This is a genomic window from Rubrobacter tropicus, assembly GCF_011492945.1.
GTDB classification, from domain to species: domain Bacteria; phylum Actinomycetota; class Rubrobacteria; order Rubrobacterales; family Rubrobacteraceae; genus Rubrobacter_D; species Rubrobacter_D tropicus.
In genome coordinates, this window is sequence record NZ_CP045119.1 from 2,057,155 (window position 1) to 2,074,156 (window position 17,002).

Here is a 17,002-nt window from a genome sequence, read left to right on the forward strand (position 1 = left end):
GTTCGTAGGAACACCCACGAGAGGAGCAAGACAAATGATAACGAGCGAGAATTTGCAGCAGAGGGACGTCGTCTTCAAGCCGGGCGACACGGTGAAGGTCCACTACCGCGTCATAGAGGGCAACCGCGAGAGGGTGCAGGTCTTCGAGGGCCTGTGTATCGCCCGCAAGGGCGGAGGTATCGACGAGACGTTCACCGTCAGGAAGAACTCCTTCGGGGTACACGTGGAGAGGATCTTCCCTCTACACTCGCCCAAGATCGCGCAGATAGAGGTCTCCCGCCGGGGCGCCGTGCGCCGCGCGAAGCTCTACTACATCCGCGACAAGGTAGGCAAGAAGGCCCGCGTCAAGAAGGCCCGCTAGAACCGCACGACCGTTGCGGGCCGCCCCCGGCACGGCACGCCGCCCGGACGCGGCCCCGCTCTACGCCTTCGACGCCGCCTGGACGCTCGACCGCGGCGGCCCGCTCGCGGGCGCCGACGAGGCGGGCCGCGGCGCCCTCGCCGGACCGCTCGTCGCCGCAGCCGTCGTTCTGGGCGAGACGCAGCTCTCCGAGGTGAACGATTCGAAGACGCTCCGGGCCGGCCGCCGCGAAGCGGTCTTCGCGGACGTTCTGCGCCGCGCCGAGGCCGTCTCAGTCGTCGCTTTTCCGGCGTGGTGGATCGACCGCCACGGCGTGGGCCGCGCGAACCGCGAGGCCCTCACGAGGGTTATCGAAGCCCTAAGATCCCGCGCCCGCTGCGCCCTCGCCGACGGAAACCTGAAGCTGGGGCCCGACGTGGAGTGCCTGCCGCGGGCGGATACCAGGAGCGCCGCCGTCGCCGCCGCGAGCGTCGTGGCGAAGGTCCTTCGTGACGGCGCCATGCGCGAGCTGGCCTCGACCCACTCCGCCTACGGCTTCGAGAGGCACGCCGGCTACGGGACCGAGCACCACAGGGCGGCCCTCGCCCGGTACGGCCCGTGCCGGGTCCACCGCCTGAGCTACGCCGGGGTCTTGGGCTGAACAACCGCCCGAGCGGGAAGCGCGGCGAGAGGCTCGCCCGCCGCTTCCTCGAAGAGCGGGGCTACACCGTCGTCGACCAGAACTACCGCACCCGCCACGGCGAGCTCGACCTCGTAGCAAGCAAGGACGGCACCCTCGTCGTGGTCGAGGTCAAGCTCCGGCGCGGCACGGGCTTCGGGGACCCGCTCGAGGCCATCACCCTCCGCAAGCAGCGGACTATACGCGCGATCACTGAAGAGTACCTCCTGGAAAAGTCCCCAACGTTCCACACCCTGCGCTTCGACGCCATCGGCATTCTTGCCCGCAGCGACGGGGTGCGGATCTCACACGTTACGGACGCCTTCTGATGCTTGTCGTATAAAATTTTAAACAACAGTATAAAATACTAGACAAAACTAGCCCGTTTGGGCTATACTGCCTGGGCTCTGTGGAGGAGTCTCTGGAGGTGAGGGATGAACGGGGCCGCGCTCGTTGGCGGGGTTGTTTTCTGATGTCCGTTTGCAGGGTTAGAAGTCTGAGCCTGTTCGGGATCGACGCGCTGCCGGTCGAGGTCGAGGTGGACGTGAGCGCGGGCCTGCCCGGGTTCTCGATAGTGGGTTTGCCCGATGCGGCGGTGCAGGAGGCCAGGGAGAGGGTGCGGGTTGCGATCTCCAATTCAGGATACAAGTTCCCGACCAAGAAGGTGATCGTCAACCTTGCCCCCGCCAACCTCCGCAAGGAGGGGGCCGCCTTCGACCTTCCGATGGCGCTCGGCATACTCGCCGCGTCGGGGAGCCTGCCCCCCTCCGGCCTGGAGGACGTGGGCGTGGTCGGGGAGCTCTCGCTAGACGGCGGGCTGCGGGCGGTGAGGGGCGCCCTGTCGATGGCCGAGGCCGCCAGGCTTGGCGGGCTGCGGCGTTTAGTGTTGCCAGAAAAGAACGCCGGGGAGGCGGCCGCTTCGGGCGGAATAGAGGTATACGGGGTCGGGGGACTGCGGGAGGCTGCGGCGTTTTTGGCTTCCGGAAACGGGGTCGAGCCGGCCGAGCCGTGGTCTGAGAACGGGGAGGAGCCAGCACCCGCGGAGGACTTCGCAGACGTGGCGGGCCAGGGGTACGCGAAGAGGGCGCTCGAGGTCGCGGCGGCCGGTGGGCATAACGTGGTGATGAGCGGGCCGCCGGGTTCGGGCAAGACCATGCTCGCCCGCAGGATGCCGGGGATTCTGCCGCCCTTAAGTCTCGGGGAGAGGATCGAGGTGACCAAGGTCCACAGCGCGGGTGGGGAGGCCAACGGGTCGCTGCTGCGGGTGAGACCGTTCAGGGCGCCGCACCACACGATATCGACCGCGGGGTTGGCTGGCGGGGGAAGCAACCCGCGTCCGGGCGAGGTCTCCCTGGCCCATCACGGGGTGCTGTTTCTGGACGAGTTCCCCGAGTTCGGGCGCAGGACGCTCGAGGTCTTGCGGCAGCCGCTCGAGGACGGGTACGTGACCATCTCGCGGGTTGCGGCGACCTTGAGTTACCCGGCCAGGGTAACGCTGTTGTGCTCGATGAATCCCTGTCCGTGCGGGTACGCCGGGGATGCTCGGCGGGCGTGCCGGTGCACGCCCGGCCAGATCGAACGCTACCAGGGCCGCATCTCTGGGCCCCTGATCGACCGCATGGACCTCTTCGTCGACGTGCCGCGCCTCTCGCGCGAAGAACTGAGGGGCGGTCCTCGGGCCGAGCCTTCGCGGGCCATAAGGGAGCGGGTGACCGCGGCCCGGCGGGCCCAGTTGGATCGGCAGGGGTCACCGAACTGCGCCCTCTCCGGCCGCGTCCTCAGGGCCGCGTGCGGCTTGCGGGGGGACGCCGAGGCGTTGTTCGCGCGGGCCATAGACCGGATGGGCCTCTCCGGGCGCGGTCACGACAGGGTGCTGCGCGTCGCGAGGACCGTGGCCGACCTCTCGGGCGAGGGGGACATAGCCGTCGAGCACCTCGCCGAAGCCCTCAACTACAGGAGGGCGTACGGTGCCGGAGGTTAGGGAGGGAGAAGCGTACCTGTTTCTGTCCCTCTTGCAGGCCAGGGTCGGCGGTAGTCTGGTCTCGCGCCTCGCGGGCGGGCGCGTAAAGGACGTTCTCGAGAAGCCCGCGGCCCGGATCTCGCGCGAGATGAACCTGACCGAGAGGGCCGCCCGCGCCCTTGCCGAGATGAGGCAGACCTTCGAGGCCCGAGCCCTCCTGGGACGGCTGGGACACGCGGGAGTCCAGACAATAACGCTGGCCGACGAGGCGTATCCGGCGCGCTTGAGGGTCGCCCCGGATCCGCCGCCGGCCCTCTTCGTTCGAGGCCGACTGGCGCCGGAGGCCCTGGTGGCGCTCGTGGGTTCGCGTAAGGCGACGCCGGCCGGGGTCGAGATGGCGCGCTCGCTCGGGCGGGAGCTCGCGGCTAGGGGCGTCTGCGTGGTGAGCGGGCTGGCGCTCGGGGTCGACGCGGCGGCCCACGAGGGCGCCCTTGAGGCAGGGGGCGAAACGATGGGCGTGCTCGGCTGCGGTATCGACGTCGTTTACCCGAGGGCCAACAGGGGTCTGTTCCGGCGCGTGGAGGAACGCGGGGCGCTCGTCTCCGAGTACGCTCCGGGGGAGGCGCCGCTCGCGTGGCGGTTCCCGGCACGTAACAGGATCATCGCCGGCCTCTCCGACGCGGTCGTGGTCGTCGAGGCGCCGGAGAAGAGCGGCGCCCTCATCACGGCGCGCCACGCGCTGGACGCCGGAAGGGACGTCTGGGCCGTGCCGGGGCCTCCCGGCGTGCCCGAGTGCCGCGGCTCGAACAGGCTGCTGGCCGACGGCGCGGGAGTGCTGTGGGACTTGCCGGAGTTCCTCGATGCCGTTGCGGGCCGGGCCGGGGATAAACCGCCGCCCGGCCCGGCACCCGAGGAGCCTGCCGCTCCAGAGCCCGCGCTACCCGACCCGCCGATAGGGTTGCCGGAGGAAGAGGCCGGGGTGTTGCGGGGGGTGGATTTTCGGTCCGTGGGGGCAGACGTGGTGGCAGGCCGGACGGGGGTGGAAATGAAAGTCGTGCTAAGCGCGCTCGCCATGCTGGAGATCAAGGGTTACGTGGCCCGCGACGCGGCGGGCAACTTCGCGCGGCGGTCGGCCTCGTGACGCGGCAGAACCTTGGGTCCCTGTGGGCGCGGTACCGAAGGGTAAGGGAGCGGGCGGCGGGGATTGCCTGTCCCACCGAGCGGCGGCTCGTGGACCGCGAGGCCACGATGCTGCGGGACAGGCTCGTCGTCAACTACTCGCCGCTCGCGCGGTACGTGGCCGGCAGGATCTTCGCCCGGTCACCCGGGCCCGTCGACCGGGAAGACCTCGTCTCGTGGGGGTTGTTCGGGCTGCTCGGGGCCGTCGAGACCTACGATCCGTCCAGGCCTGCCAAGTTCGAGACCTACGCCATATCCAAGATCCGGTGGTCCATCCTCGACGAGCTGCGAAAGACCGACCCGCTCCCACGCACTACCCGGCTGCGCGTCCAGCGGGTGGAGCGCGCCCGTTGCGAGCTCGCGCAATGCTACGGCAGGTCGCCGACGGAGTCCGAGGTCGCTGTGAGGTTGGGCGTATCGATAGCTGACCACCGGGCTTTTCTGGAGAAGGTCGCGAGGTCGAGGGTCGGGTCGCTGGAGGCGCGTTCCGGCTGTGATCCCGCCGAGGGCGGGCTGCACGAGCTCGTGGCCGACCAGTTCGGGGCCGACCCTGCGCAGTCCGTCGAGAGTTCGGAGCTCAGGTCCCTTCTCGTCCGCGCTATAGAGGGGCTGGGCGAGCAAGAGCGGGTGGTCACGACCTTCTACTACTACGAGGGCCTGACGCTGCGCGAGATCGGCGGCGCCCTCGGCCTGACGGAGGGCAGGATCTCCCAGATACTCCGGGCCTCCCGCCTGAGGCTCCGCGAGGCCCTCCTGGAGATGGCGAGTTTTCCGGAGAGCCTTTCGGTGGATTCGTAGCCACTGGTGCCTCTTCCCGGCGGTGTAGAATGCCGGGCATTCGGAAAGGGAGACAGGTTATACCCGCGCGGATTCTCAATTGATAGCGTTCCTTGCCGGGCTTCTGGGGCTCGTCGTCGGGAGCTTCTTGAACGTGGTGATCCACCGCGTACCACTCCGCCGGTCGATAGTATGGCCGGGTTCCCGGTGCCCGGACTGCGGCGCTCCGATCCGGGCGCCGGACAACGTGCCGGTCGTCTCGTACGCGCTCCTCGGGGGACGGTGCCGGAGTTGCAAGTCGCGCATCTCCCTCCGATACCCGCTCGTCGAGGCCCTTACAGGGGTGCTCTTCGCGGCGGCGGCCCTCAGGTTCGGGTTCGGCCTGCCTCTACTCTCGGCGCTGGTCCTGATCGGGACGCTAGTCGCGCTGGCCGGCATAGACCTGGAGCATCGCCTGCTCCCGAACGTAATAGTCGGCCCGGCGGCGGTGGCCGGATTGGCCCTCTCCATCCTGATCAACCCCGGGGCGTGGTGGGTGTATACCGTCTCCGCCCTCGCCGTTTCGGGCGGGTTGTTCGCGCTCGCCATCGCCTACCCCGGCGGCATGGGGATGGGGGACGTCAAGATGGGCGGGATGCTCGGGACGTTTCTGGGGCCGTACGCGGCCCTGGCGGTCTTCCTCGGCGCGCTCGTCGGCTCCGTCACCGCTGGGCTCCTCATGGCGGGTGGAAAGATAGACCGCCGCGCTGCGCTTCCCTTCGGGGTGTTTCTCGCCGTCGGGGGGATCTTGGTCCTCTTTGCGGGACCATACCTCTGGGGGTTCTACCTCGAATTCGCAGCAAGGCTCGTTGGTGGGCCGTGAACCCGGATCGGGGCGCGGTTCGTCTCTACTACGGCGGTTTGCGGAAGGACCGAACCTCGTTGTCTGTGAGGCACTTAGTGCGGTTTGCGGAAGCACCGGGCCCGTCTAAAACCCGGGCTTTCGGGTTCCAAGGTTCTTGGGTTCTCAGGTTCTAAGGCGGTTTGCGGAGGTATCGAGCCTACCGCGAGCAGCCATCCGGGTTCTCGGGTTCTCAGGGGAGGAAGGTCGGGGCCCGCCCGCGGCTTCGGGGCGCGCCCCTGAAAGCCTCGGTGCCCCGTGGGCGGCGAGGGTCAGTTTTTCCGCAAACCGCCGTAAGGGGTGGCGGGTCGGGGCTTGCTCGCGGGTTTCGTGGCCCACCCCTCGAAACCTCGAGAACACCGAAGGCCGGTCCTCGTGCAAACCGCTCTAGGTCTCTTGGGTTTTGAAGCGTGGGCCGGGAGACTGCAGGCAGGCTCCACCCCACCCCTTTAGAACCTGAAAACCTAAAGACCTAAAAGCCTATTCGTGATGGGCTTGAGTCTTCTGCGGTCCGTGCCAGGCACCCGAGCTTTACTGCTCGAAAGCAAGGTCGTTGACGACGATATTGACCTCCGTGACGTGCAGGCCGGTTAGGCTTTCGACGCGGGAGATCACGTTCCGGCGCAATTCCTGGGCGACGCTTGCGATGTTCTTGCCGTAGTCGACGTTGATGGTCAAATCGACGGCCGCCTGGCTCTCGCCGACCTCTACGGAGATGCCGCGCGGCCGGCCCGACCCGCCCGTGATGTTGCCCAGGAACTCGCCGACGGTCGGGGAGCTGTCGCCAGGGAGCCTGGTGCCCCCGTGGGAGAGGTGCGCGCCGCCGACCTCCCCGGCGGCGGCGTTCGCGATGGCGAGCACCACCCCGTCCCCGATCTTCGTGGTCCCGCGGTCTCCCTGCAGCGGGCTCGCGCCCGCGCGCTCCTGGCTCGTCTCCGTCACCATTCCTCCTTTTCGATCCCGGATGCAGTCGTAGCATACCCGCTGCGGTGTTTTCGTTCCCGCGTGGGGTTGTAAACGCGACCACATTCCCCATACGAATCGGAAAAACAGTCTATCGGCAGGATTGTTTCTTTCAGCCTGGCCGTATACAATGCTCCGGTTACGAAAAGGCAAACCCGCCGCGAGGCGGGGGCGCAAAGCCACGGGCCTCACGTAGGCAGCCGGGTTGCCGAAAAGGGAGATTCGATGCGGATTACTACTCGTCCGGCCGGTTACGCGAGTACCGGCCTTGCCCGTGCGGCGGTTCGTGCTGTGGCATGGGGTCGATGAGGATGGTGGCGGGCGCCGCGGAACGGGGTCGGCAAGACGCGGCGGCCCTGATCCGGACCCACAGAGAGACCGGGGACAGGAAGGCCATAGAAACGATACTAGATATGCACGGGGGGCTAGTCGCCCACCTTGCCGGGCGGCACGCAAGGGTTTCGGACGAGGCCTACGAGGACCTGATACAGGTCGCCCACGTGGGGCTCATGAAGGCCGTAAAGAACTACGAAGACGCCCCGGGCGCGGGGTTCGCGACCTACGCTTACGCCGTGGTGGACGGTGAGATCCGCCACCACCTCCGCGACACCCAGCTCGTAAAGAAACCCCGCTGGTCGCGCGGCCTCTACTCCAAAGTCACCTCGGCGGCGGCGCGGCTCGAAGCAGACCTCGGCCGCAGGCCCGAACTCGAAGAGATAGCCGAAGAGGTCAACGTCTCGCCAGACGGCATCGTCGAGTTGATGAAGCTCTACCACGACACGAGCGTCGTCTCGCTCGACGGCGCCGAGGAAGAGGGCATTGACCTCTCGGCCATCAGGAGCATCCACCACGAGAGTTTCTCTCTCCCGATAGAGGACCGCATCGTGCTGGAGCAGGCCATAGAGTCGTTGAGCGAGATCCAACGCAGAGTCGTCTACCTGTTCTTCTACAAGGACCTAACGCAGACGGAGGTCGGAAAACGGCTCGGGCTCTCGCAGCGAAAGGTGTCGCGGCTCGTCGCTTCTTCTGTGAAGTCGCTGAGAACGCTCTGAAGCGGTGGATTGATGGAGTCGAGCAGCTGGCGCCTTGATGACAGTGGCCGCCCGGTGGGCGAGTGGGGATTCACGCTGCCGGAGGTTGTAATCACCATCGTCGTCCTGGGTGTCCTTATGGGCATCGCCAGCTCTACCTGGTTCAGCGTGATAGAGAGCAGGGCCGTGGACTCCGCAGCCAACCAGTTGGCGTCTGATCTGCGGCTCGCCCATACCAGGTCCACCAACCAGTTGGCGAACTGGCGCGTCGTCCTCTCGCCCGAGAAAGCCAAGGAGAGCATGGGCCCCGACTACTATCTGGTAAAGATGACGAGCTCGGGCGGCGTTGCCGCGGGCACCGCCATAGATCGCACCCTGCCGGACAATACAAAGGTCGTGGGTGTGCCGGCGCTCCAGGACGATGCCGCCGTCACCACCTTATACTCGACCCTGGGATTATCCGGGCCCACCCGATCGCTGGAGTTCTCTCCGGACGGGTCGATGCGAAACGTGACGGTCGGCGCCGGATCCAACGAGATCCGGGTGACGGTAGATGGCAACCCTACGACTAGACTAGAGTTCGTAGATGTGACCTCGAGGATAAAGGTTGACTAGATTTCTCAAGGGCGAATCCGGCTACTCGCTGGTCGAGGTGATGGTGGCAATCATGATCCTCGCCGTCGCGATCATACCGATGGTTAGCATGTTCGACGCGGGCCTCAACGCGGCCGTCGCGGGGAGCAACTACGATCAGGCGCGGGCGCTCGCGAACGAGAAGCTGGAGGAAACCAAGGCTCTGACCCTTCCGGCCGCGCTTGCCCGTTACCCGGTGGGAAGCTCCACCGACTGCAACCCCGCGCCTCCCGCAGGCTCTCCTTTCGCGTCTCCGTCGGGTGGCTGCGAAGTGACGACCCAGTACATGCGCCTCGGTCCATCCGCCGTAGAGCCTGCCGGTTACCAGACGAACCTGATCCAGGTCAGCGTGACCGTGGATTGGGCGTCCGGTGGTAATTACGAGGTCACGGGGTTGGTCGCCAAGTGAAGTGCCTCAAGGTGAAGGTGCGGCGGTCACTCGCGGAGGAGGACGGATTCACCCTCACGGAGTTAATGGTAACGATCCTGTTGATGTCTGTTGCTATGGGTGCCCTCTACTCCGTCTTCGACATGAGCTTGCGGGTGTTCAGCTTCGGTAACGACAAGACCGAGGCGGTAGAAAACGCCCGGCTGGGGCTGGAGCGGATGGAGCGCGAGATCCGGACCGCCTACCCGTACAACAAGCTCGACGGGGTCAGCACCAACGACAATCTCCTCGGTGGTTACTCACCCTCGAGTGCGGTGACGCCGAACCCTTCACCCTCGATCACCTTCTTCAACGACCTGAACGGCAACCACGCAGAAGATCCTTCGGAGCGCGTGACTTATGGCTTGAACGGGGATTCTCCTCCAGCGCTCCTGCGCAATGGTAAGCCTCTGGTCGAGTTCGTCAGGCCCGGCGGGCTCAGCTTTACGTTCTGCGAGAGCGTGGATAGCTGCGATCCCGCGTCTCCTCCGTCCATAACCGAGGGACAGATGAAGCTGGTGCACATAGAACTCAGGGTCCAGGTGGACCGCGGGATCTCCGGGCCGGCCACTCAGACCCTTGCTACCGACGTAAAATTGAGGAACCGGCTCAGATGAAGGCGCGAAGTTTGAAGAGAGGCGAGGCCGGAATCGCCCTGCCCATGGCCATCTTCGTGATGGTGATAGTCGGAGTGATGGGAGCGGGGCTTCTGGTCTTCGTGCGCAACGACCTAGAGACCGTAGTGGAAGTGAACCGGGGGCAGCGCGCGCTGGAGATAGCGGAGGCCGGCGTAATGGCCGCGAAGCAGCAACAACTCTCCGACGTGGTGCGCCAACATTACGATAACGATTACACGAACGACTGCTCTCCGGGCCGGCGGATCGGGGCGGATTGGTCTCCTTCGGCGACCGTGTGGGCGGATCCGAGCACCTGTTCCGGTGCCACCGTAACGCGCCAGCCAGGGGTTAGCCGGGAGTTCGGAGGTGGACGATTCAACGTGACCATCCGGTGCTTCGATCAGCTCAACGATCCGGTCTCCGACCCGTGCGGCGGCGTGGATGAGGACGCTCCCGTTAGCGTCGAGGCCGGGAAGCGGTCTTACTTCAAGATAACCTCCACCGGCTATTACCCGGCCGACGGCACGGGAGCGGTCCGCACGGTGCAGGCGATATTCCATACGAACCGCCTAGACGTGCCGACGGCCTACTACACGCCACAAACGATACGGTTTAACGGCAACGTAGACCTGAGCGGTGTCAGCTTCTTCGCCGGAGAAGATATCGTTCTCGGGAATGCCGACCTTGCGAACGGGCCCGCCGATCCCGCGGCCTTGTATAGGGACTGGGATACCACCAACCCGCTCAACTTCACTCCGACTTCCAACCTCAACACCTCGCCGCGGCGCACGGCGCCAGATCCGGCCTCGCCCAGAGTAGACAAGGCCGGGCTTGGCGCAGAGGGACTTATCTGCAACAGCGCGGGTAATTGCGATGGTCCCTCCGACAGTGTCGCCGACGGAATAAACAACTACGACTCCACGACGGCGACCAGGGGCTCGCAGCAGAGGTTCGTCAGAAAGTTGCCGGACGACCTGGACGACCCCAACCCGGCAAAGACGATCTCCCATCCATTTGACCCGTACGCGGAGTTCGACCTGACCTCGCTGGAGCAGATCGCCCGAAGCCAGTGCGTCGGAGGCGCGTGCAACTACTACGAGGGTTCCGTGAATATCGACGACAGCCCGACTTCCGGTAGCGACGTGCAGTATCCCGAGAACTCGACCGATCAGACCGTGTTCTACGTGGACGCTAAAGGCGGAGACGTCACCTATACCGCGAGCTTTCCCTCCGGGCCTGGCAAGGGACTGATCGTTGTAGAAAACGGAGACCTCGATATCAGGAACAGCTCCAACGGGTTTGACGGCGTGATCATCGTAACGGGAAACGGCACGACGACCGGGAGCTACACCAACAGCGGCAACAGGACCGTCAAGGGTTTCGTCATCGCCGAGAACGAGATGACGATCGGCGGGACCGTAGACCCGTTCTCCGTAGTCGGCGAGTTCAGCCAGCGCGCCGGCTTCTACAACATGAGGCAGTGGAGCTGGCGCGAGTGCTACAGCGTAGGCTGCACCTAGAAAAGCCCGCTTACGCTTCCAACAGATCCCCCCAACCGAAAAATTTCCAGGAGGGCGTCTAGAAGATGCATAAGTGGGCTCAACTACGATAGGCAAGTTAGCAGCAACACACATCGTCGGAAAGGAGAACCGCATGCTGCGCTGGTTTGGCAAGAGGTTGCGAGAGATGCAGGAGGTGCCCCGTGACGAGCGCGGCTTTACCCTCATCGAGCTCCTAGTCGTGGTGATCATCATCGGTATACTGGCGGCCATCGCCATACCGGCCTTTCTCGCCCAGAGGGAGCGAGCCCAAGTAGCCAACCTCGAGAGTGATTTGCGGAATGCTGGTACTGCCTTCACCCAGTGCATAACGGAGACAAGTACCTTTGCCAGCTGTGACGAGCAGGATGAGCTTGAGGGCTACGGCTACAACAAGAGCGCGGACGTCACCTTTGGTGGCGTTACAGGGAACGCCGATGCTGGGGTGATCACCGCCAGCCACGTCGACAACACCGATGTCGACGGCAACTTCAACAGTGGCACCGGACAGGTTACCGTCAACAGCGACGCACCTACTCCGTAACTCCTGACCACCTCGATTCATCGGGCGCCCCTCCAGGGGCGCCTTCTCTGTGCCCTATTTGGCACATACGTGCCACGCGAGAATGGGCCATCTGGGGGATGCGTTCGCTCCGGTAGAAATCCACAATGCCCTGCATGGCTACGGCGCATCCTATAAAAGAGAAACGGAGTCGGACTGGGAACAAGGCTAGGCTGGGGTTGCCCTGGAACGTCGTCCTGCACAATGACTGGAACAACTCGATGCCGAGGGTCGTCGTGGTGCTCAAGAGGGCGATCCCCGGCATGACGTACAAGAGGGCAGCCGCGGTCATGTACGAGGCGCACAGGAATGGCCGGGCTGTGGTGAAGAGTTGCCACAAAGAGCTGGCGGAGCTTTACGAGGAACGCCTGCTCGGTAAGGGCCTGAGCGCGAGCATAGAGCCCGCCTGACGCGAGGCGTTTCTCTACAAGCTACGCGCCCGACATTCGCTGTGGATGTGCGGGGCGCATGACCCGCGGGGCGCGACACAGTCTGTCTTCGCGAGAGCCCCGATGCTTTTCGCGGCCTGATCCGACCGCGCGGTTCTACAAGTGCGCTCTTGTATCATTTCTCGTGGTGGGGGTACACTGGAAGCGGACAAAGGCAAACCTGCCGCGAGGCAGGGACGCAAAGCCACGGGTCTCGCGAGAGCAGATAGCCGGGTTGCCGACGATGTGGGCTGATTCGCCAGCGACTCTGATCACCCTCTCGCCTATCCGAATCGCAGTTTATGGTCTCCCGGGCCAAGGGTCGGGAGTAGCTAGACAGGAACGCTCCGGGATCTCGGGGCGGTTGCGCGCACGTCGGCCGATGGGTCGAGAAGGGTGGTCTCAACCGAAATGCCCAATACGGAACCCATCGAGATCCTGCTGGTCGAGGACAACCTGGGGGATGCGCGGCTGGCGCGGGAGGCGCTGAAGGAGAGCAAGGTCCGGAATAACCTGCACCACGTCGCTGACGGGGTGGAGGCAATGCGGTTCTTGCGGAGGCGGGAGGGGTATGCCGGCGTGTCTTTGCCGGACTTGATCCTGCTCGACCTGAACATGCCGCGCAAGGACGGCCGCGAGGTGCTCGCGGAGATCAAGGAGGACCCTCAGCTGCGTCTGATCCCGGTGGTGGTTCTGACTACGTCCGAGGCGGAGCGGGATCTTATCAAGAGCTACGACTTGCACGCCAACGCCTACGTCGTGAAGCCCATTGATCTGGACCGGTTTATCGAGATCGTGCGGGCCATAGAGCACTTCTGGTTCTCGGTCGTGAAGCTGCCGCAGGGGAACGGTGGCTAGCGAAACCAACGGGGCGCGGCGGGAGACCGTCGGCGTGCTGCTGGTCGAGGACAACCCCGGCGACGCGCGGCTGGTGGAGATTATGCTCTCCGAGCCCGGCCTGATGTGGGACTTCGAGATAAGCCACACGGCCCGGCTCGGGGACGCCGTCGAGGAGCTCGAACGGTCGGAGTTCGACGTGGTGCTGCTCGACCTCTCGCTGCCCGACTCCCAGGGGATGGAGACGGTGGAGAGGGTGCGGACGGTGGCGTCGCGGACGCCTGTAGTCGTGCTCAGCGGCCGGGACGACGAGGAGATAGCGCTTCTGGCCCTCCAGGGCGGGGCCGAGGACTATCTGGTGAAGGGGCGGGGGACGGGGAGCTCGTCGCCCGGTCGATCCGGTACGCGATCCAGCGCAAAAAGGCCGAGGAGAGGCTGGCCTACCTCGCCCAGTACGACCCGCTGACGGGCCTCGCCAACCGCGCCCTGTTCCAGGACCGCCTCCAGCAGGCCGTGGCCCGCGCGGAGAGGTCGGGGGTGCCGCTCGCGCTGGTGTTCGTGGACCTGGACCGCTTCAAGGCCGTCAACGACACTTTCGGGCACGACTGCGGGGACGCGTTGCTCCGGGAGGTGGCAAGGCGCATCAGGGACCGCGTCCGCGAGAGCGACACCGTGGCCCGCCTGGGCGGCGACGAGTTCGCCCTTATCCTCGAGAACCTCTCCGAAGCGGAGGACGCCGCGCGCGTGGCCCAGGACGTGCAGAGGCGCCTGCTGGAGCCGGTCCTCCTCGCCGGGGACCAGATACCGGTGTCGGCGAGCATGGGCATAGCGTTGTGGCCGGCTTCCGGGAGGGAGAGGTTGCTAAAGGACGCCGATGCCGCCATGTACCGGGCCAAGCGCCAGGGAGGCAACGGGCACCGGTTCTACACCGAGGAGATGAACGCCCAGGCGACGGCCCGCCTGACGCTGGAGAGGGACCTGCGACGGGCCCTCCAGGACGAACAGTTCGTACTGTACTACCAGCCCCAGGTAGACCTCTCGACGGGCAGGATAGTGGGTGCCGAGGCCCTCCTGCGCTGGCGGCACGTCGAACGGGGGCTCGTGTCGCCGGGCGAGTTTATCCCCATCCTGGAAGAGTCGCGCCTCATAAATTCCGTGGGCCGGTGGGTGCTCGGCTCGGCGTGCCGGCAGGGCAGGGCGTGGCGGGAGGCGGGGCTGCCGCCCCTGCGCGTCTCCGTCAACCTCTCCGCGCGCCAGTTCGGCCGCAGGGACCTCGCGGACGACATAGCCGGGGCGCTCGCCGAGGGCGGGATGGAGCAGGAGAACCTGGAGCTCGAGATAACCGAGAGCCTGCTCATGGAGGACCCGGAGACCGCGCTCGCGACCCTCGGGAGGCTCAGGACGGAGCTCGGGGGAGTCGGAATCTCGATAGACGACTTCGGCACCGGCTACTCCTCGCTCTACCGCCTCAAGGCGCTGCCCGTGCAGCGGATCAAGATCGACCGCTCCTTTATCCGGGGCGTACCGGAGGACCGCGAGGACGCGGCGATCACGGCCGCCGTGATCGGGCTGGCCCACGACCTCAGCCTCAGGGTGGTCGCGGAGGGCGTCGAGACGGCGGAGCAACTCGCCTTCTTGCGCGCCCACGGCTGCGACGAGGCCCAGGGCTTCTTTTTCGGGAGGCCGGTTCCGGCGGAAGAGTTCGCCGCGTTACTGGCAGGGAATGGCCCCGGCGCGAAGGACCGCCCACGATGACGGGTCCCGCGGTCGTCATGCTCGACCACGCGGGGAGAGTTACCGCCTGGAATGAGGGCGCTGAACTCCTCTACGGGTACGCGGCGCGGGAGATCGTGGGAGAGCATCTCGGGTTCTTGTACGACGATCCCGAACGGGCCGAGAAGGACCTGGGCGCGGCGGCGCGGAAGGGTTGGCTCGGGGTGGAGGGTCCGCGCTTGCGGGCGGACGGGACCAGGTTTCGCGCGGCCGTCGAGATCTCGGCCCAGCGGGACGCCCTGGGCGACCTGGTCGGTTTTACAGCCGTCGTCGGCAAGGAGGACGACGCGGGCGAGTCGCGCTTTTTGGCGGAGTCGGGCCGCGTCCTGTCCTCCTCGCTGGACTACAGGGAGACGCTGTCGAAGCTGGCCGGCCTGGCCGTCCCGCGTCTCGCGGACTGGTGCGTCGTGGACGTGCTCGACGAAGAAGGCGGCATCAACAACGTCGCCACGGCGCACCGGGATCCCGAGAAGGCGGCCCTGGCGCGGCGGTGGCGGGAGCGTTATCCGCCCGACCCGGAGGCGAAGCGGGGGGCCCCGCAAGTCCTCCGGACCGGCCGGCCCGAGCTCGTCCCCGAGATACCCCCGGGTTGCTTGAAGCGGCCGCCCGGGACGACGAGCATCGGCGGCTGCTGCAGACGCTGGACCTTTCTTCGTACATGGCGGTTCCCCTCCTGGCGCGGGGCCGGATTCTCGGCGTGATCACGCTCGTGGCCGAGTCTGGCCGCCGTTACGGGCCGGACGATCTCGAACTGGCTGAAGACCTCGCGGCCCGCGCCGCGCTCGCGGTGGACAACGCCAGGCTCTACGAGGGGGCGCAGCGTGAGATCTCCATCCGCGAGCGCGCCGAGGGCGAGCTGAAGAGGGCGGAGGCGCGCTACCGGGCTCTCGTCGAGCAGATGCCGGCGGTCACCTACATCGAGGCGCTCGATGAGGGAAAGCGCGGCACCGAAATCGTCTACGCGAGCCCCCAGATAGAGGGCCTCTTCGGGTACACGGCCGAGGAGTGGATGTCGGATCCCGGCCTGTTTGTCCGCCTCCTTCATCCGGACGACCGCGAGAGGGTGCTCGCCGAGGACGAGCGCACCGAGCGCACGGGCGAGCCGTTCCGGGAGGAATACCGCCAGTACACCAGGGACGGCCGGATCGTCTGGGTGAGGGACGAGGCGACCCTCGTGCCCGACGAGGAGGGGCATCCCCTCTACTGGCAGGGTGTGATCCTGGATGTCACGGAGCGGAAGCGGACCGAGGAGGCCCTGCGCCTCAGCGAGGAGCGCTACCGGGCCGTGATCGAACGCGCTGCCGAGGGTATCTACCTGTTGGACGCCAAGACCGCCCGCGTTGTCGACGCCAACCCCGCCTTCTGCCGCCTCCTGGGCTACACCCGGGACGAGGTCATCGGCATGTCCGTCTACGACCTACTCGACCACGACCGCGAGGAGATAGCGCACAACATCGACACGACACCTGCGGGGGCGAGTCGGGAGGTGGGCGAGCGGCGCTACCGCCGCCGCGACGGTTCGCTGCTGCACGTGGTCTCGAACGGCAGCGCGATGTTCCACGAGGGGCGCAGGGTCATCAGCATCCTGATGCACGACGTGACGGAGCGGAAACGCGCGGAGGAAGCCCTGAGGCGCAGCGAGGCCAGCCTCCGCGCGGCCCAGGCGATGGCGAGCATCGGGGACTGGGAGTACGACTTGATCCGGGACACCTCGCGCTGGTCCGAAGAGCTGTACCACATCTTCGGCCTCCCGGGTGGGGAGGCGGCACCGGATTTCCGGGCGTTCTTCGAGCTCGTCCATCCGGACGACCGGGCGGCCGTCCGGCGGGAGGTCTTCGGGGTCCTGCGCGGTGGGGAGGAGTCGAGCCGGGACTACCGGATCGTGCGTCCTCGGGGCGGAGTCCGCAACGTTCACACGGAGTATAGGGTGACGAGGGACGTTTCAGGACGGGCCCTGGGTATGGTCGGCACGATCCAGGACATCACGGACCGCAAGCGGGCCGAGGAGGCGGTGCGGGAGAGCGAGCGGCGCTTCAGGGCTCTCTTCGAGAACTCGGGCGACGCGCTGATCGTACACGACAGATCCGGCAAAGTGGTGGACTGCAACAGGGAGGCGTGCCGGTCTCTCGGTTACACCCGCGAGGAGTTTCTGACCCTCCGCGTCAGGGACTTCTCGGTGGACGTGCTCTCGGAGGAAGAGAAGGCGTCGCTGGGGGAAGACACGCCCTGGGGGCGGGCGATGCGGACGGCGCCCGGTGAGATCGTCGGTTTCCACGAGAACGTACACAGGCGCAAGGACGGCACAACCTTCCCCGTCGAGGTCGGCATCGGCTCCATCGACATCGGTGGCAGGCGCCTGATCTTCGCCTCGGCCCGCG

General features: G+C 66.2%; 19 protein-coding genes, 1 pseudogene and 2 riboswitches. Of the genes and pseudogenes, 19 read left to right on the forward strand and 1 reads right to left on the reverse strand.

The window, feature by feature from the left end:
• Nucleotides 1-34: 34 nt before the first annotated feature.
• The 7 genes from rplS (at nucleotide 35) to GBA63_RS10245 (ending at nucleotide 5,797) form a co-directional block, all read left to right on the forward strand.
• The gene (rplS, locus tag GBA63_RS10215) at nucleotides 35-361 is read left to right on the forward strand and encodes a 50S ribosomal protein L19 (protein ID WP_166175774.1); all 327 of its coding nucleotides are present in this window, start codon (nucleotides 35-37) and stop codon (nucleotides 359-361) included.
• Nucleotides 362-374: 13 nt separating this feature from the next.
• Nucleotides 375-1,001, forward strand: coding sequence for a ribonuclease HII (locus tag GBA63_RS10220; protein WP_166175776.1), 627 nt, complete (start codon nucleotides 375-377; stop codon nucleotides 999-1,001).
• Nucleotides 959-1,348 (forward strand): YraN family protein, encoded by a 390-nt coding sequence (locus GBA63_RS10225; protein WP_166175778.1) that lies wholly within the window; start codon nucleotides 959-961, stop codon nucleotides 1,346-1,348. Before GBA63_RS10220 ends, GBA63_RS10225 begins: the two co-directional genes overlap by 43 nt.
• 143 nt (nucleotides 1,349-1,491) lie before the next feature.
• The gene (locus GBA63_RS10230; RefSeq protein WP_166175780.1) at nucleotides 1,492-3,000 is read left to right on the forward strand and encodes a YifB family Mg chelatase-like AAA ATPase; all 1,509 of its coding nucleotides are present in this window, start codon (nucleotides 1,492-1,494) and stop codon (nucleotides 2,998-3,000) included.
• Nucleotides 2,987-4,120, forward strand: coding sequence for a DNA-processing protein DprA (gene dprA, locus GBA63_RS10235; protein ID WP_166175782.1), 1,134 nt, complete (start codon nucleotides 2,987-2,989; stop codon nucleotides 4,118-4,120). The genes GBA63_RS10230 and dprA overlap by 14 nt, the downstream gene beginning before the upstream one ends.
• The gene (locus tag GBA63_RS10240; RefSeq protein WP_166175784.1) at nucleotides 4,117-4,956 is read left to right on the forward strand and encodes a FliA/WhiG family RNA polymerase sigma factor; all 840 of its coding nucleotides are present in this window, start codon (nucleotides 4,117-4,119) and stop codon (nucleotides 4,954-4,956) included. Before dprA ends, GBA63_RS10240 begins: the two co-directional genes overlap by 4 nt.
• A 79-nt stretch (nucleotides 4,957-5,035) precedes the next feature.
• Nucleotides 5,036-5,797, forward strand: coding sequence for a prepilin peptidase (locus GBA63_RS10245; RefSeq protein ID WP_166175786.1), 762 nt, complete (start codon nucleotides 5,036-5,038; stop codon nucleotides 5,795-5,797).
• A gap of 549 nt (nucleotides 5,798-6,346) precedes the next feature.
• Here the strand turns inward: GBA63_RS10245 and GBA63_RS10250 are convergent.
• Nucleotides 6,347-6,757, reverse strand: a complete 411-nt coding sequence (locus GBA63_RS10250; protein ID WP_207957186.1) for an Asp23/Gls24 family envelope stress response protein — start codon at nucleotides 6,755-6,757, stop codon at nucleotides 6,347-6,349.
• A 159-nt stretch (nucleotides 6,758-6,916) separates the two neighbouring features.
• Nucleotides 6,917-6,991: riboswitch (cyclic di-GMP riboswitch) on the forward strand.
• An 83-nt stretch (nucleotides 6,992-7,074) separates the two neighbouring features.
• Between GBA63_RS10250 and GBA63_RS10255 the strand changes: the two genes are divergently transcribed.
• The 12 genes and pseudogenes from GBA63_RS10255 to GBA63_RS10305 all read left to right on the forward strand — a co-directional run.
• Nucleotides 7,075-7,830 carry a sigma-70 family RNA polymerase sigma factor gene (locus tag GBA63_RS10255; RefSeq protein ID WP_166175790.1) on the forward strand — a complete coding sequence of 252 codons (756 nt, stop codon included), beginning with the start codon at nucleotides 7,075-7,077 and terminating at the stop codon, nucleotides 7,828-7,830.
• A 54-nt stretch (nucleotides 7,831-7,884) separates the two neighbouring features.
• Nucleotides 7,885-8,424, forward strand: a complete 540-nt coding sequence (locus tag GBA63_RS10260) for a pilus assembly FimT family protein (RefSeq protein WP_166175792.1) — start codon at nucleotides 7,885-7,887, stop codon at nucleotides 8,422-8,424.
• Nucleotides 8,417-8,851, forward strand: coding sequence for a type IV pilus modification PilV family protein (locus GBA63_RS10265; RefSeq protein WP_166175794.1), 435 nt, complete (start codon nucleotides 8,417-8,419; stop codon nucleotides 8,849-8,851). The genes GBA63_RS10260 and GBA63_RS10265 overlap by 8 nt, the downstream gene beginning before the upstream one ends.
• Before the next feature lie 11 nt (nucleotides 8,852-8,862).
• Nucleotides 8,863-9,486, forward strand: a complete 624-nt coding sequence (locus tag GBA63_RS10270) for a PilW family protein (protein WP_166175796.1) — start codon at nucleotides 8,863-8,865, stop codon at nucleotides 9,484-9,486.
• Nucleotides 9,487-9,497: 11 nt separating this feature from the next.
• Nucleotides 9,498-11,006: a hypothetical protein gene (locus GBA63_RS10275; RefSeq protein ID WP_166175798.1), complete on the forward strand. Its 1,509-nt coding sequence runs from the start codon at nucleotides 9,498-9,500 to the stop codon at nucleotides 11,004-11,006.
• Nucleotides 11,007-11,079: 73 nt separating this feature from the next.
• Nucleotides 11,080-11,568 carry a type II secretion system protein gene (locus GBA63_RS10280; RefSeq protein WP_207957187.1) on the forward strand — a complete coding sequence of 163 codons (489 nt, stop codon included), beginning with the start codon at nucleotides 11,080-11,082 and terminating at the stop codon, nucleotides 11,566-11,568.
• 197 nt (nucleotides 11,569-11,765) lie between these two features.
• The gene (locus tag GBA63_RS10285; protein WP_207957188.1) at nucleotides 11,766-11,996 is read left to right on the forward strand and encodes an ATP-dependent Clp protease adaptor ClpS; all 231 of its coding nucleotides are present in this window, start codon (nucleotides 11,766-11,768) and stop codon (nucleotides 11,994-11,996) included.
• Nucleotides 11,997-12,178: 182 nt separating this feature from the next.
• Nucleotides 12,179-12,257, forward strand: a riboswitch (cyclic di-GMP riboswitch).
• Between the two features lie 168 nt (nucleotides 12,258-12,425).
• Nucleotides 12,426-12,872, forward strand: coding sequence for a response regulator (locus tag GBA63_RS10290; RefSeq protein WP_166175802.1), 447 nt, complete (start codon nucleotides 12,426-12,428; stop codon nucleotides 12,870-12,872).
• Nucleotides 12,865-13,317, forward strand: a complete 453-nt coding sequence (locus tag GBA63_RS23575; RefSeq protein ID WP_228282411.1) for a response regulator — start codon at nucleotides 12,865-12,867, stop codon at nucleotides 13,315-13,317. Before GBA63_RS10290 ends, GBA63_RS23575 begins: the two co-directional genes overlap by 8 nt.
• A 20-nt stretch (nucleotides 13,318-13,337) precedes the next feature.
• On the forward strand, nucleotides 13,338-14,606 hold the full coding sequence (locus GBA63_RS23205; protein WP_266096313.1) for a putative bifunctional diguanylate cyclase/phosphodiesterase: 1,269 nt from the start codon (nucleotides 13,338-13,340) through the stop codon (nucleotides 14,604-14,606).
• Entirely contained in the window at nucleotides 14,603-15,325 is a 723-nt protein-coding gene (locus tag GBA63_RS10300; RefSeq protein WP_166175804.1) for a PAS domain-containing protein, read from the forward strand. Before GBA63_RS23205 ends, GBA63_RS10300 begins: the two co-directional genes overlap by 4 nt.
• Nucleotides 15,214-16,977, forward strand: a pseudogene (locus GBA63_RS10305) (PAS domain S-box protein); the annotation flags it as partial. The gene GBA63_RS10300 and the pseudogene GBA63_RS10305, both read left to right, overlap by 112 nt.
• Nucleotides 16,978-17,002 lie beyond the last annotated feature (25 nt).

Coding starts and splice junctions, on each gene's coding strand:
- GBA63_RS10290 (WP_166175802.1), top strand. CDS start 12,426: ATGCCCAATACGGAACCCATCGAGATCCTGCTGGTCGAGGACAACCTG.
- GBA63_RS10230 (WP_166175780.1), top strand. CDS start 1,492: ATGTCCGTTTGCAGGGTTAGAAGTCTGAGCCTGTTCGGGATCGACGCG.
- GBA63_RS10300 (WP_166175804.1), top strand. CDS start 14,603: ATGACGGGTCCCGCGGTCGTCATGCTCGACCACGCGGGGAGAGTTACC.
- rplS (WP_166175774.1), top strand. CDS start 35: ATGATAACGAGCGAGAATTTGCAGCAGAGGGACGTCGTCTTCAAGCCG.
- GBA63_RS10255 (WP_166175790.1), top strand. CDS start 7,075: ATGGGGTCGATGAGGATGGTGGCGGGCGCCGCGGAACGGGGTCGGCAA.